General features: G+C 60.3%; 17 protein-coding genes. 4 read left to right on the top strand and 13 right to left on the bottom strand.

Features of this window, described 5'->3' with window-relative positions:
• The first annotated feature begins 64 nt into the window (after positions 1-64).
• Positions 65-1,039, top strand: coding sequence for a chemotaxis protein (locus tag BLS41_RS06865; RefSeq protein WP_074763612.1), 975 nt, complete (start codon positions 65-67; stop codon positions 1,037-1,039).
• 82 nt (positions 1,040-1,121) lie between these two features.
• On the opposite strand, the gene BLS41_RS06860 is transcribed toward BLS41_RS06865, so the two are convergent.
• Complete coding sequence (locus BLS41_RS06860; RefSeq protein WP_074763611.1) at positions 1,122-2,198, bottom strand: asparaginase; 1,077 nt, start codon at positions 2,196-2,198, stop codon at positions 1,122-1,124.
• A 128-nt stretch (positions 2,199-2,326) separates the two neighbouring features.
• A complete protein-coding gene (locus BLS41_RS06855; protein WP_074763610.1) occupies positions 2,327-3,256 on the bottom strand; it encodes a LysR family transcriptional regulator in 930 nt (309 codons plus the stop codon).
• A gap of 124 nt (positions 3,257-3,380) precedes the next feature.
• Here BLS41_RS06855 and BLS41_RS06850 point away from each other — a divergent pair, with 124 nt between their 5' ends.
• Positions 3,381-4,292 (top strand): DMT family transporter, encoded by a 912-nt coding sequence (locus tag BLS41_RS06850; RefSeq protein WP_074763609.1) that lies wholly within the window; start codon positions 3,381-3,383, stop codon positions 4,290-4,292.
• A gap of 86 nt (positions 4,293-4,378) precedes the next feature.
• Here BLS41_RS06850 and BLS41_RS06845 read toward each other — a convergent pair whose 3' ends face one another.
• The 6 genes from BLS41_RS06845 to BLS41_RS06820 form a co-directional block, all read right to left on the bottom strand.
• The gene (locus tag BLS41_RS06845) at positions 4,379-5,626 is read right to left on the bottom strand and encodes a metal-dependent hydrolase family protein (RefSeq protein WP_074763608.1); all 1,248 of its coding nucleotides are present in this window, start codon (positions 5,624-5,626) and stop codon (positions 4,379-4,381) included.
• Between the two features lie 60 nt (positions 5,627-5,686).
• Complete coding sequence (locus BLS41_RS06840) at positions 5,687-6,994, bottom strand: MFS transporter (RefSeq protein ID WP_074763607.1); 1,308 nt, start codon at positions 6,992-6,994, stop codon at positions 5,687-5,689.
• 203 nt (positions 6,995-7,197) lie between these two features.
• Complete coding sequence (locus BLS41_RS06835; RefSeq protein ID WP_074763606.1) at positions 7,198-8,115, bottom strand: LysR substrate-binding domain-containing protein; 918 nt, start codon at positions 8,113-8,115, stop codon at positions 7,198-7,200.
• A gap of 144 nt (positions 8,116-8,259) precedes the next feature.
• The gene (locus BLS41_RS06830; protein WP_074763605.1) at positions 8,260-9,513 is read right to left on the bottom strand and encodes an MFS transporter; all 1,254 of its coding nucleotides are present in this window, start codon (positions 9,511-9,513) and stop codon (positions 8,260-8,262) included.
• Positions 9,514-9,794: 281 nt separating this feature from the next.
• Entirely contained in the window at positions 9,795-10,145 is a 351-nt protein-coding gene (locus tag BLS41_RS06825) for a hypothetical protein (protein WP_074763604.1), read from the bottom strand.
• Between the two features lie 333 nt (positions 10,146-10,478).
• On the bottom strand, positions 10,479-11,003 hold the full coding sequence (locus tag BLS41_RS06820; RefSeq protein WP_253189630.1) for a YdcF family protein: 525 nt from the start codon (positions 11,001-11,003) through the stop codon (positions 10,479-10,481).
• Positions 11,004-11,030: 27 nt separating this feature from the next.
• Between BLS41_RS06820 and BLS41_RS38935 the strand changes: the two genes are divergently transcribed.
• Together BLS41_RS38935 and BLS41_RS06805 are read left to right on the top strand one after the other, a co-directional pair.
• Positions 11,031-11,354, top strand: coding sequence for a hypothetical protein (locus BLS41_RS38935; protein WP_074763602.1), 324 nt, complete (start codon positions 11,031-11,033; stop codon positions 11,352-11,354).
• 127 nt (positions 11,355-11,481) lie between these two features.
• Complete coding sequence (locus tag BLS41_RS06805; protein WP_143026230.1) at positions 11,482-11,868, top strand: tyrosine-type recombinase/integrase; 387 nt, start codon at positions 11,482-11,484, stop codon at positions 11,866-11,868.
• Between the two features lie 402 nt (positions 11,869-12,270).
• Here the strand turns inward: BLS41_RS06805 and BLS41_RS06795 are convergent, their stop codons facing one another.
• The 5 genes from BLS41_RS06795 to BLS41_RS06775 all read right to left on the bottom strand — a co-directional run bounded on the left by BLS41_RS06795 (position 12,271) and on the right by BLS41_RS06775 (position 14,662).
• Entirely contained in the window at positions 12,271-12,903 is a 633-nt protein-coding gene (locus BLS41_RS06795) for a type VI secretion system amidase effector protein Tae4 (protein ID WP_074763600.1), read from the bottom strand.
• Between the two features lie 3 nt (positions 12,904-12,906).
• Entirely contained in the window at positions 12,907-13,491 is a 585-nt protein-coding gene (locus BLS41_RS39520; RefSeq protein ID WP_253189629.1) for a PAAR domain-containing protein, read from the bottom strand.
• 12 nt (positions 13,492-13,503) lie between these two features.
• Positions 13,504-13,866, bottom strand: coding sequence for a PAAR domain-containing protein (locus tag BLS41_RS39355; RefSeq protein ID WP_074763598.1), 363 nt, complete (start codon positions 13,864-13,866; stop codon positions 13,504-13,506).
• Positions 13,867-14,136: 270 nt separating this feature from the next.
• A complete protein-coding gene (locus BLS41_RS06780) occupies positions 14,137-14,388 on the bottom strand; it encodes a hypothetical protein (protein ID WP_074763597.1) in 252 nt (83 codons plus the stop codon).
• On the bottom strand, positions 14,366-14,662 hold the full coding sequence (locus BLS41_RS06775) for a helix-turn-helix transcriptional regulator (RefSeq protein WP_074763596.1): 297 nt from the start codon (positions 14,660-14,662) through the stop codon (positions 14,366-14,368). The genes BLS41_RS06780 and BLS41_RS06775 overlap by 23 nt, the downstream gene beginning before the upstream one ends.
• Positions 14,663-14,713 lie beyond the last annotated feature (51 nt).

Here is a 14,713-nt window from a genome sequence, read left to right as displayed (position 1 = left end):
CAATACCCCAGGCCATCGCAGGCAGGCCATCAAGCAAAGCAATCGTGAATCGTGGAGAGAGTCGATGTCGGAAGAAAATCGTGCGAACGAACGCAGCAACCTGACCAGTTCGAATAAATTCGAGCTGTTGCTGTATCGGCTCGGCTCCGTGCCCGGCAGCGACGCGCACGAGCTGTACGGCATCAACGTTTTCAAGGTGCGTGAAATCTCGACGATGCCGGCCGTCACGCCGATCGCCGGATCGTCGCCGTTCGTGATGGGCGCGGTCGATATTCGCGGGCAGATCATCCCCGTGATCGACTTGCCGCGCCTGATGGGCTGCGAGCCGACGCGCGGGTTGAACATCCTGCTGGTCACCGAATTCGCGCGCTCGACCCAGGCGTTCGCGGTCGAGGAAGTGGACGACATCGTGCGGCTGGAGTGGAATCAGGTGCTGTCGGCCGAGGGCGCGGCGGGCGGCAATCTCGTCACCAGCATTGCGCGGATCGACGGCAACACGGGCGATTCGCGGCTCGCCCAGGTGATCGACGTCGAGCAGGTGTTGCGCGATGTGTTTCCGTCGCAGCATCCGAGCGTGGACCCGACCTCGGTCGGCGAGGCGCTGGGAATTCGCCGGGGCGCCAAGATTCTCGCCGCCGACGATTCCGGCTTCGCGCGCAAGCTGATCGAGCAGGCGCTGAGCGCGATCGGCGCGGATTACGTGATGACCAAGACCGGCGAAGAAGCCTGGAATACGCTGCAGCAGGTCGCCCGCGAAGCGCAGTCGAACGGCACCCGCGCGAAAGACACGATTGCGCTGGTGCTGACCGATCTCGAGATGCCCGAAATGGACGGCTTCATGCTGACGCGTCAGATCAAGGCAGATGAACGCACACGCGATATTCCGGTGATCATCCATTCGTCGCTGACGGGCGCGGCGAACGAGGCGCATGTGAAGAATGCGGGCGCGAACGGGTATGTGGCGAAGTTCGCCGCCGCCGAACTGGCCGATGCGATCCGCCATGCGCTGGGGGCTGCGCCATCGGCAGTTGCTGCGTAGCAGGCGGGAGTGGCGTTAGAGCGTGTTGCAGATGCAGCGATTGCCTACGGACAATCGCTGCGAAAACGGTATCACGACGCGATTATTGCGCCCGCTCGAGTTCGACCGAAAAAGCTAGCCGACCCGTTTCCACACCCATCGTATTGAGCCGCTTCGGCGCGCGAAAAGCGTCGAGTTTCGCGCGTTGTTCCGCTGTTCCGATGTCGAGCAGCGCAAGCAGTTCGGCGGCTACCGCGTACAGCACGCTCACATTGCCATCTTCGACTTTTACCGCGATACCCAGCGCGCCGTCCGATCCCAACGCAGCGGTTTGCGGCGACGCCCGCACGCCAATCGCGTAACTGCCGTCCGCGCCAACCTTGCCGACCAGCGCGCCGTCGAATGCCTGCATCAACTCGGTACAGAAACGGCCCTCGCCGCCCACCAGTTCAGGATACGCCGTCATCGCGCGATAGATCCGTGCGAGCGCCTGCGTGCGGGACGTGGCCGATGAACTACCGTCCGCCACCTCGTCCTGCGACGCCGCCAGCTTCGCAAACAGGCGCGCAAGCCGGTCCAGCGGAAACGCCGGTGTCGGCAGATTGCAACCGTCGATGGCCCATTGAACCGCGTCGTCCGGCAGATCGCACACGTCGGCGACCGTGTGCTTCACGCGGACCTGCAACGGATGCTCGGGTCGCTCATAACCGCCGATCGCCGCGCCGATGGAACGCGCTCCGGCAAGCATGCCGGCGTGCTTGCCGGAGCAGTTGCTGCACACCGCTCCCGGCTTGAAGTCGCGCTTGAGCCAGTCGATATACACCGCATCGGACAACGGCGGATGGCCGCCGCAACGCAAATCGTCTTCGCTCGCCCGCGCCTTGGCAAGCATGCTGCGCGTCCGGTCGATATGACGCGGCTCGCTGCTATGCGACGCGCACATCAACGCGAGATCGGCCTCGTCGAAACCGAAGCGTTCGAGCGCGCCGGTTTCCAGCACCGCGAGCGCCTGGGCGGGCTTCGCTGCGGAGCGGGCCAACGTCATCCGCGACGGGTCGCCGAATGAATACAGCAGACGCCCCTTCGCATCGACGACCGCGACATGCGCGAGATGCGAGTTTTCAATCGATTCGCCGCGATAGACAGTCGCCGCAACCGGGCCGGTTTCGCGCAGGGTCATGCTGGTTCTCCTCGTGCTCGTTTTGACGTGCGTTGCATTCAGTCATGGATCGCTCAGGCGATTCCACGTTCGTTTCGTGATTCGAAAATCGAAAATCGAAAATCGAAATCGGATCGCGCGATGCGCGTTTATTCCGCATTGTCGGCGACGTCAATGTGCTCGACCAGATAGTCGATCAACGCCCTCACCTTTGGCGGCAAAAAACGGTTCGGCGGATAAAGCAGCCAGACGGACCCGACATACGCGCGCGCATCGAGCCGCCAGTCCGGCAGCACCTGCACCAGTTCGCCGCTCTGCAACGCGGCTTCGGCGGCGAACTCCGGAACGTTTGCGATACCGAAATCCTGCAGCGCGGCTTCGAGCCTCGCCCCGGCGTGATTGGCGATATAGCGCCCTTTCACATCGACGCTGTGCGTTTCCGTGCCGCGACGAAAGCGCCAACGGTTGTCGTCGGCAGTTTCGCCGAGATAGATGCATGCGTGTGTCAGCAGATCGCGTGGATGCGCGGGCGTGCCGCGCTCAAGCAGATAAGCGGGCGACGCCACCAGCAGCCAGTGCACCGCGCCCAACCGGCGCCCAGCCAAGCCTTGCGGCGGATGCTCGGTCAGACGGATCACCAGATCGACGTCATCGGCCAGCGGGTCGACGTCGTGATCGGTGAAAAGCAGTTGCAGATCGACCTCTTCATAAGCGCGCAAAAAGCCCGCAATCAGCGGATGAATCACCGCCCTCGCGAATTGCGTCGGCGCACTGAGGCTCACCTTGCCTTGCGCGCGGCCCGACAGTTGTCCGGCGGCATCGACGGCAGCCGACGCCGCGCCGACCATGTCGCGACAGAATCTCACCACCTGTGCGCCGGATTCGGTCACGCGCACGGTGCGGGTGGATCGTTCGAGCAGACGCGTAGCGAGCGCGTCTTCGAGCCGCTTGATCTGACGGCTGACCGTGGACGGCGTGCTGCCCAACTGACGCGCCGCCACCGAAAAATTGCCCGCCTCGACTACGCGCGCAAACACCGCCATATCGGGCAGCAAGTCGAAAAGCTCGGCAGGGGTCATCGTGGCAGCCTTGAGAACGCGCGAATGATTAATGCATTTGCGACATAAACGCTGTGCGCAACGACCCGATTATCATCTCCCCTGCATCATTCGACAATACGTGCTTTATTGCACGAGGTTTGTCATGCCGAAACAGGAACGCCTGCTTTTTCTCTCCGATCTGATGCTGCTCGCGGTTGCCGTCGTGTGGGGCACGAGTTATGGCGTCGTCAAAAGCGCGTTGGTGTTTTATCCGGTGCTGGGGCTGCTGGCACTGCGCTTCGGCATCACCTTCGCCATCCTGTCGCCCGCGCTGCGCCACCTGCGCGCCGCCGACGCCCGCACACTGCGCGGCGTGCTGATTGCCGGCGTTCTGCTGCTCGGCATCTTTCTGTGCGAAACCTTCGGCATTCTGCTGACGCGCGCCGCCAACGCCGCGTTTCTGATCAGCCTGTGCGTGGTGCTGACGCCGCTGGTCGAATGGCAAATGCTCAAGCGCCGGCCCAGCCGGGTCGAGTGGGCGGCGGTCGCGGTGTCGTTGCTCGGCGCATGGCTGCTGGCCGGCGACGGTTCACTGAGCCTGAATCCCGGCGACGCGCTGATTCTGCTCGCCGCATTGCTGCGCGCGTTGACCGTGTGCGTGACCAAACGCGTGATGCGCGATTCGGCGTTGCCGCCTTTGACGGTGACTGCGGTGCAAGCGGGTGTCGTCGCATCGGGGAGCCTGGCGGCCGCGTGCGTGTTCGCGCCGCACCAGCTGCAGGCGCTGCCGACATTGGCGGGACACGCGTCGTTCTGGGGCTATGTCGCTTATCTCGTGCTGGCTTGCACGCTGTTCGCGTTTTTCGCACAGAACTTCGCGATCAAACGCAGCAGTCCGACACGCGTGTCGTTGTTGATGGGCAGCGAACCGGCGTTTGGTGCGCTGTTCGCCTGCATCTGGCTGGGGGAAAGGATTTCGGTGAGCGCATGGCTCGGCGGTGCGCTGATTGTCGCTGCGTCGATTATGGCGACGGTGCGCTGGAGCGCGTGGCGCGCGAGCGTCGCGCAGGCGTGAACGACACCTGTGCGAAACGCTACGGTATTTTTAGTGCGAAGTTGTTTGCGTTATTGGTCGCGTAACGGCTTGCGCCATTGAAGCCTTCAACGTGACGCGACCGTGCCCCGCTCGCTCACGACTTCGCCTCGCTGCAATACATAAGTCACACGCTCGCCCTGACCGGTCAGCACGCCGATGTCTTTGAGGGGATCGCCATCCACCACCAGCACGTCGGCAATCGCGCCCGCCTCGATCACGCCGAGCTTGCCCTTCAGATTGACGATATCCGCGGCAATCGTGGTGGCCGAACGCAGCGCTTCCAGATTGCCGAGGACGTCAGCCCGAATGCGCAGTTCGTCGCTCTGGAACGTGTGCATTTCTCCGAGCAGGTCGGAACCGAAACCCATCGGCACCCCCGCGTCCGCGTAGATTTCCAGCGAATCGCGGCCGGCCTGCCGCACCGTTTCGATCTTCGCGATCGAGTCGGCGGGCAGCCCGTAATCAGCACCATGTTTAGCGAGTGCGTCGTACGTGACCAGCGTCGGTACGACGAATGCGCCGTGCTCATGCATCAGTTTCGCGGCTTCCGCATCGACCAGATTGCCGTGTTCGATGGTGCGCACGCCACAGCGGATCGCGCGCGAAATCGCGCGTCCCGTGTACGCATGCGCCATCACGTACGTATTGGCCGCTTCGGCTTCGGCGACGATCGCGCGAATTTCGTCCTCGGAATACTGCGTGTTGCTGATCGGATCGGTGGGCGACGCCACGCCGCCCGACGCCATGATCTTGATTTGCGTCGCGCCCTTCTGGATCTCTTCGCGCACGGCGAGACGCACCGCATCCACGCCGTCGACCACGCGCGCAATCGCGCCCGCGCGGAACGCGCACGAACACGGTTCGAGCACATCGCCGCGCGGCCGGAAATCGCCGTGACCACCGGTTTGCGACAGCGCCTTGCCCGACGGGAAAATTCGCGGGCCGGGAATCAGCCCGCTTTCGAGCGCCTGCGTCAAACCCCAATCCGCGCCGCCCGCGTCGCGCACGCTGGTGAAACCGCGGCCGACCATTGCCTTGAGAATCGGCAACGCGCGAATCGCGGTCAGAATATTCGGCTGCGCCGCATTCACACCGAGGTTCGCGCGCGAAGCCAGCACATGGACGTGACAGTCGATCAGACCCGGCATCACCGTCTTGCCGCGCGCGTCGATCACGCGTGCGTTCGGCAGATCGACGGGACGGTCGGTGACTTCGACGATATGACCGTTTTCTATCACGACATGATGATGTTCCAGCAAGATACCCCGGGCCAGATCGAGTACGTTGCCGCCGCTGATTACCGTAATGCTCATTGAAATCTTCCTGACTGGATGAAGGAATCCGTCCGGCGCGGATCAGCCGGACGCGCCTGTTCAAGCTGTGCGCCGACGCGGATCGCGCACGAAGAAGGTGCCGCACAGGCTGATGCCTGCTGCGATCATCACGTAGATCGCGGGCGCCATGTTGCTGCCCGTCGACGCGATCAGCCACGTGATGAAGAACGGTGCAAAGCCGCCGAAAATCGTCACCGCGAAGTTGTACGCAACGGAGAGACCCGTCGACAGAACTTTGGTCGGGAACAGTTCGGAGAACGCTGCGAGAATCGGACCGGTGTACGCCGCGATCAACAGGCCGAACACGCCCTGAAACACGATCAGCGAAGCGAGGCCCGGTGCGCTGTTGATGTACGCGAACATCGGCCATGCGAGCACCAGGATCAGTGCAGCCGCGCCCGACAGAAAACGTCGGCGACCGAAGCGATCCGCGAGTTTGCCGACCACCGGCGAGAAGCACATGATCATCGAGCCGCCGAACATGCCCGCGAGAAAGCCGGTCGATTGCGGCAGATGCAACGTACGCACCGAATACGTCGGCATATAAAACAGCAGCACGTAGGTGCAAACGGTCCACAGAATGACCATCGAGAAACTGGCGAAGGTTTCGCGCGGATAGCTGCGGAATACGTCTGCGAGCGGCGAATCGTTCTTTGCTTCTTCAGCAACTGCGGCGAAGGCCGGTGTTTCGTCCATGCGGCTGCGAATGAAATAGCCAACCGGCCCGATCAGAATACCGATCAGGAACGGCATTCTCCAGCCCCACGAGTGCAGCGAATCGGCACTCAGATTCGCCGTCACGAAGGTGCCGACCGCTGCACCGAGCAGCACCGCGAAGCCGATGCTCGATTGAATCCAGCTCGAATAGAACGCGCGTTTGTCTGCGGGTGCGTATTCGGTGAGGAAGGCTGTCGCGCTGCCCATTTCGCCGCCGGCGGAAAAGCCTTGCAGCAAACGTGCGACCACGATCAGCACCGGTGCCCACAGGCCAATCTGGTCGTAGGTCGGCGCGAGACCGATCAGCGCGGTGCCGCCTGCCATCAGAAGAATCGTGAGCGAGAGCGCCGCCTTTCTGCCGACTTTATCGGCATAGACACCCAGCACCATGCCGCCCACCGGCCGCATGAAAAAGCCCACGCCGAACGTGGCAACCGCCAGCAGCAGCGAGGTCAGTTCATTGCCGGTCGGGAAGAACAGTTTCGCGATGATGACCGCGAAGAAGCTGTACACCGTGAAGTCGAACCACTCGAGCCCGTTGCCGAGAACGGTGGCGATAATGGCGCGGCGGCGCTGCCGCGCGAGCGTGTCCACGGAGAGCGGGACGGCGGATGAAAGCGTTCCTTGCATGGTCTCTTTCCTCATCTGGCTGCCTGTCGGGCAATTATGTCGGCAACGCGCCACGCCTTCGAATGGCGCTTTCGCATGCATGACACCGATCGTAGAGAGAGCTGATTTGTTTTCGAAACGAAAGATTCGCATGCTTGCATGCGTTTAGCGCATGCGAACTTCTCGCTTGGGCCTTATGTCTGGCTTTCGGGTCTAACCTTGCTTCAGCCAGCCGGTTTGCCCATCTGCTCGTCGGCCTGCTCGAACAGCCAGCGTGTGAACAGGCGCGCAGCCTGGTTCTGCGAGCGGTCGTTCGGCGACACCACGTAATAACCGCCGCCGTGACTCGCCGACGCTTGCGTTGCACGCACCAGCAGCCCTTCGTTCAGGCATGCGTCGATCATATGCCGCCAGCCGAGCACGACGCCCTGCCCCAGAATCGCCATCTGCACGAGTTGCGGATAATGATTGACGACGACCGCTTGCGGCGATGCCGGCATCTGCACATCGTTCAGACGAAACCATTCGGACCACGACATCCATTGCCGCTGGCCGTCTTCCTGCATCAGTAGCGTTTCGCGCGCGAGGTCGGCGGGTTCGAGTACCCGGCCGGCGAGATATCCCGGCGAACATACCGGATACACCTCTTCGTCGAAAATACGGCGCGCGGTGAAATGCGGCTCGGCGCGTTGACGGCTGTAATACAGCCCCACGTCGAATTCAGCGGGCGATAACGAAGCGAGTCCGTCACGCACGATCATTCTGATCTTGACGGTCGGATGCGCGGCGCGAAACGCGCCGAGTCGCGGCGTCAGCCACAACACCGCGACGCCCGATGAGCAGGCGATGGTGAGTTCGAGATCGCCGTAACGTTTCATCACGTCGAGCGTGGCTTCGGAACACGTGGCAAGCAACCACTGCACGTGTTTCGCGTAGCCTTCGCCCGCGATCGTCAAGCGCAATGCGCGATGCTCGCGCACGAACAGCGAGCGGCCGAGGAAGTCTTCGAGTTGCGCAATCTGCCGGCTCACGGCGCTTTGCGTCAGATGCAATTCAGCGGCGGCTTTGGTGAAACTCGCATGCCGCACGGCCGATTCAAACGCGACCAGACATTGCAGCGGAGGTAGAGGGGCAATGCGCATGATGATGTTTTTATCGAGTGACGATCACATCATCATAGCGGGTGCGAAGCGGCGCAGAGCGCTGGCCGCTTCGCGTTAACCCCTTCTGGCAAGGGGTTTTCTTCGATCATCGATAGAAACGCAGCTAGTGGCAGCTGCGCTTGATCAATTGCTCGGCGCCAGTTCTTCTTCTTTTTCCAGCGAACGCGTGAGACGAAGTTCCGGAAATAGCTTCATCCACAGCAACGCGACGGTGATCGTCGCGATGCCGCCGACCAGCACCGCAGGGCGCGCGCCCCACCACCCTGCCGTCACGCCCGATTCGAACTCGCCCAATTGATTCGAGGTTCCGATAAACAGCGAATTGACCGCGCTGACTCGTCCGAGCATCTCGTCCGGCGTGCGCAACTGCACGAGCGACAGACGCACCACCACGCTGATGGTGTCGGACGCGCCCAGCACGATCAACGCAAGCAGCGACACGAAAAACTGATTCGACAGACCGAACACCAGCGTAGCCAGGCCGAACGCAATCACGCCGCCGAACATCGCCGCGCCGGGGCGGTTGCGCAACGGAAAATGCGCGAGCCAGATGGTGCCCGCGAGCGCGCCGATGGCGGTGCCCGAGCGCAACAGACCAAGGCCGAGCGGTCCCGCGTGCAGGACATCGCGCGCGAAAATCGGCAACAACGCAGTCGCGCCGCCGAACAGCACGGCGAACAGATCGAGCGACAACGCGCCGAGAATCACCGGTTCCTTGCGGATAAACGCGATGCCCGAGAACACCGATTCCAGCGTGACGGGTGCGCGAACCGCAGGTTTCGTCTGCAGCGGAATGCTCCATACCGCTGCCGCAGCGGCAGCGAACGACAGCGTGCAGGCGAGATAGACCGTGCCCGGACCGATGCCGTACAGCAAGCCACCCAACGCGGGCCCCGCGATCTGCGCGGTCTGATTCGCGGAAGTCGCCCATGCGGTTGCTTTCGGCAGTTGTCCGCGAGGCACGACGGCGGGCAGCAGCGAGGCCACCGCAGGCGATTCAAATGCGCGCGCTGCGCCGACGCATGCGGCCAGCACATAGATCATCGGCGCGCTGATCCAGCCGCCGAAAGTGCCGACGGCGAATAACAACGCAGCGACGCTTTCGAGGCCCTGACAGATGGCCGCGATGCGTCGGCGGTCGAAGGTATCGGCGACGTGGCCGACGACGAGCGTCAGCGCGAACATCGGCAGAAACTGCGCGAGGCCGACGAGGCCGAGTGCGAAGGCGCTATGCGTGAGCGCGTAGATGTGCCAGCCCATCGCGACGGCCAGCATCTGGAACGACAGTGACGAGAAGATGCGGGTGCACCAGAATCGCTGGAACGCAGGGTGTTTTGGCAAACTGAAAGATTCGGAGCCGCTTGGGTCGGTAGACATGAGTGTGGGTTCGTTACAGGGCTGGCCTGACGGCGCAAGTGGTCTCGATTGCCGTCAGGTGGTCACAGGTAGTCGCTTCTGCATGCAGCCGGAACGCGCGGTGATGTTATGCCACCGGTTCGGCCGACGCGCTTCGCGCGGCATGGATGGGCCGCACGCTTCTTTTGCCGGGTCGGGAAAGAACGGCAATTGTACGCAAATGATTCGAAGTGGATCGCTTCACCGGTCGGTCACGCGAAGCTGGGGGTTGAGCCCGGGACGTAGCCCGAGGCTGCAAGTCTCTAATACACCGTTAGCGGGCCACGGTATCCCGCTAACGCCACGGCAATCAGCGCCGACGAAATTGCCGGGAGCACCAGGTCCAGCACCTTGTAGGCATCCCACTGCCATGGGAACCAGCCGATCGCCCAGGTATAAGCGTGGGCTTCGAACTCTTGCGCTTTCTCTGGCGGCAAGGTTTCGAGTTCCGCCTCGAGCTTCTTGCGCGACCAGTACCAGACGATGACAGCAAGCGCGCCGAGCCGAAAATCGAACAGCAGCCCGAGTGGTGCCTGAATCAGCAGCCCTTCGAGGCAATGGGACAGCGACAACCGCCAACGCGCTGCGGCGAACCATGCAAGCAAAGTATTCATCAACGGCCTTCTGGATCTGTTAGTGGGCTCCGGAGCGTCGTTTATGATTTTGCCTTGTTGGGGGGCGTCGTGGCAGGTGTGGCTGGGGATTGGATTTGCGTTTGTGTCGGGACGTCTTTTTCTGCTGGGTCAGAAGCCTGGCACCTGGGATGATTCACGCACGAAGTGCGTCATTGGCGCGTGTGATTGGGCGTGATCGTGCTGGCGGATTGGGCACGAGGGGGGAATTTTTGTGACTTGTGATGCGCTTGGTCGAGGACGAAGCTGAACGAGCGTTTCACATACCGCATATTCAGCGCCACCGAGCCGCAGCCGAGCATTCGCAAACCAATACTAAAGTGGGCGAATGGCATACCAGACCAAGGCCGGCACTTCACGCGCAATCGAATAGACATCACGCGCCTCCCAGAACGCCGGGTACGCACCACTGACTTGACGCACGCCAAAGCGCTTGAGCGCGAACATCGCCCTCGGAAGATGAAAATACTGCGTCACGACCAATGCACTCGACAGGCCGCGAGCCCGCATGAAGGCACTCGCGTTACGTGCGGTTGACCAGGTATCGTTACCCGAACGATCGAGCACGATGCTGTCGGATGGAACACCACGAAACACGAGATAGGTTCGCATTGCGAGCGCTTCGTCTGTACCGGAGGCATCGACACCGCCGCTGACAAAAACCAGCTTGCATTGCCGCTGTTCATAGCACTGGTAGGCTTTATCCAGCCTTGCCGCCAACCTGGGCGACGGACTACCATCGACATGTACCGTATTTCCCAGCACAACGGCAACATCCGCTGGATGGGCCCGAGAAAACAGGCCAACTGAAGCCAGCACGCCCCCCGAAAGTAGCCACAAGCAAGCAATTCTCTTTAAAAAGCGCAAATGAAAATCCTCATTGGCATCTGTTCCGTTATTGTTCTCGCGTGGCTGTTTGCGACTACCAGGGTAGCACATGCTCCAGTCGTCCAACCGTGTACGCAAGAGTGGTTCTCATACCTCGACAGCCACTACTTCGACATCTCAGATGGTGAAGGGCACGGACCCGACTTGGGCAACAGTGAGTGGTTCAACGCATTTGAGGAAAAGGCCCGGCTGCCGGAGACCAATCGCCTTTCAAAACCGCAACGCTGCCGATTGGTTCAGAACCAACTTGAACGCCATACTTACATCATCAATGAGCAGCTTGGCTGGACAATCTCACTTTGAGGGTGCCGCAAGCCCGAATTTCGCGCGCATTTCTTCAACCACCTGCATGCCGTACTTACCTGGACAGGCCCGCCCTTCGTTCCTTGGCGCCAGAAGCTGATATTCGCGATGCCCACCTAACGCCGTGATGTTGAAGAACTCCTTCAATGTTGCTATCAACGCCGACAGGGCGCTCACACTGGTAAAGGCGCTCAAGGAACAGAAGCAGCATGAAACCCTTGTCTTTCCGCCGCCACGCGAAAAGGTACTCAGCGACATGACGCTTACTGCACTGCTACGCCGGGTCAAGGCAAACAGCGATACGCCGGGACGCGTGGCGACGGCGCATGGCTTCCGTTCCAGCTTCCGCGATTGGGCCAGTGAACAAGGTTATGTGCGTGATCTTGCCGAGCGGGCGCTCGCTCATACAATCGCGAACAAGGTCGAAGCGGCGTATCACCGGACTGATTTGTTGGAGCAGCGGCGACCGCTGACGGAGGCGTGGGCAAAGCATGTTTGCAGTGTGACGGACTAACTGTTAGTCGGTCGCGGCAGCGCGAACCCGCACGGTGAAGAGGCGCGCCACCGTATTACAACAAGCGTTACTTCAAATAGCTTCCAGATTGCGGCATGGCGTAAAGAACCGTATAAAACAGCATGACAAAAATGCTCCCAACGCTAAAAACTAACGTCCATTTTTGGGTTGACCAGTGTTTATACGCCACAGCGTTGATGCCCGCAAAAACAAACGCGGGACAAAACAACGTACCGAAAAGGACGAACAACGTGAGAGTCCGCGGACTGCAATGCTCCATGTCAGAGCAGCCGGACATTGGCGCAACTTCACGTTGCCAATTTACATGGCTGAACACATAGAGCAGGAGCCATGTCAGCAGAAGCCCCCACACGAACCCCAGCGCCGCGACGGATAACCGCCTCACCGCACTTCCCAAAATAGTATCTGCCTGGATTTTCCGAGGTTCGAATAAATGTTATCGCTCCGGCCTCTCAGCCATGACAAAGGATTGGGAATGCTGGGCACTCCGACACGAAATCGTAGAAACGATTCCGCCGAAGGTGTAAGAGTATCTCTGTCCCACAGATCAATATGGCCGCCGCTTAAGTCCGCTCCCGAATCGCCATCCTGTCGCCAATAACCATAGAAGAACACGATTCCTGTGCGCCCCTTTATCTTGCTCGGCCAATCCGGTCCAGTAATGCTCTCAGCCGTTGAAACGCCTGCGAATGGCCTTTGCTGAAGCCATTCGGCCAGCTCATAGGCGCGAGTAGCTGTAGCTTTTCCGTCCAGAATAAGCCGCCCCAAAGTCGGCTTTCCCGGCATCGGTTTTACAATCTTCTGCGAAAATGATTTCATCTCGCTGCCGACACGATGGAACGTTACGCTCATGCGGATCGCACACTGGTTGCCATAGTTGCCGCTCGGATCGTCGTAGGGATGACCTGACGGGTAGTTGTCCCACAGATCCTGAAAGGTCAGGGCTTTTAATTGTACTTCCTTGATTGAGTTCAGCGTCGTGTTGGTTCGGACCACAGTTTTCTTGTTTCGCATGTCTCAGATTCCATTCTGTCTTACCAGGGCCTCGTCGCCCCAATGCACTGTGTAGTCGTCGCTTGAGTCGGTGTACATGCGTGGTAGGTGGCAACTAGCGTCAATACTTCCCGCGTGAGTCCGTCCATCTGCTGTTTCGATGACATACGGATAACCTTCGAACGCGCCCTGTCCTACTGCCCGTACCTGTTCGTCATATGCAACTATGACGACAGACGCGACACCGCCGCCAGCCCTGCTGGAGACCACCGTGCCCATTGATTCGGCCATATCATCGCACCATGATTCGCCTGCCAGTTTCTCGACAATACGAGGCGGCAACGCGCAGTTGCACAGGACGATATCGCCATCAGCGGCGGTTTCGCTCATAACTTGATTACGGCGTGGGTCTCCCGATTTTGCAATCGAGCCGACACTCCTGCACGCCTCGCAATACGCCACGCCGCCGATTAGCGCGACCTGGTGGCCGGCATCGCCCCATGTGCAGACATGCCTCCGCTTTCCATCGTCAAACATGGTAGAAGTGAGGGCGATAACAAAGCCGCCTGTTGTCGTCGGATCACCGTGTCGAACCATAGCTCGATTCATAGACGTTCCCCGTCAGCAAGCAGATCCGGACGAAAACGACACATAGGCGGGGCCAAACAGACCGGGCACAGGTTTGCCGCTGCGAACCGTGATACCGCAGCCATCCTGCAATGTTTCCGTGATTGTGTCGCCGTTGCTCAGGCGGGAACCGACAAGGGCATACGGCTTGCCATCCCATGAAGCAGCAAAGCCCGCACCGTCGATGATCGTGGCCTCGCTGCCGTCGTCATAAGTGACTGTATCGCCGACACTCGCCAGCGCCATCCCTTGATACTCCGCCTTGGTCGTTACCCGGCTGACTCGCCCGCCGCGCTCAGTACGCAAATCCTGGATAACGAAAAGGTAGGCGGTTTTATTGCTTTGCTTTTCCGGCATGTTTAAGTCTCCTATATGAACGACCGCCGTATCTGATACGAACGCGTCTCGCAAGAGTAACCTCCGTGCTCTAGATGTTTTGTCAACATTCGTCAAAAGTTAACTCGTACCAATGAGTCGCGCTATTGGTCTGTTTATGTCTCAAACAAAAAACCGACCCTTGCGAGGTCGGTTTTCATGCCGGTCTTTCCCGGCTGTCAAATGGTGAGGCGGTGCGCCGTGTTAGGTATACGTCGCCTTTTTTTTAGGCGACCGATTTAGCCAGCACGGTTACTCATGCGCCACTGTCTGCGTTAGTGTTGCGCGTATGTCCGCAAGTGCATCCTCGAACAGACCAAAAATGGAAACTTGCACGCCGGTTAAAAGATCAGAGAACTGTTCCGCGACTTCTTCCTGACTCAGCAATCCCGCCAGCGCTTGCAATTGATCGACGCGGATAACCGCAGTATCGAGCGCACACGCGACGTCGAGTGCTTCGGCATCGTCGGGACGCGTCGCGTTATGCGGGCTTGCGACGTTCATCGCTTTTTCCCCGCGCAGCATGCTTGCGGCTTGTATCGATCTGCTGCTGAACCCATGCCACGACTTCGACTTCGACTTCGACTTCGACTTCGGCTTCGACTTCGACTTCGACTTCGGCTTCGGCTTCGATCGAGCGTACAGCGGCACTATCAATAGCGACGGGCTTCGGGAATTCGCCGCGTGCGATGCGCTCGTACAGCGCGCTACGTTGAAGCCCCGTAATCTGCGACACGCGATAGCGAGGAATCCTGATGGGAATAGTTTGATCGGCCATGACTCACCATCGATGCGAAAGTGCGCGCCGGAATGACGCGACATGGCGGTA

The organism is Paraburkholderia fungorum (genome assembly GCF_900099835.1).
Lineage (GTDB): Bacteria > Pseudomonadota > Gammaproteobacteria > Burkholderiales > Burkholderiaceae > Paraburkholderia > Paraburkholderia fungorum_A.
This window is presented reverse-complemented; position numbering and strand designations above follow the sequence as displayed.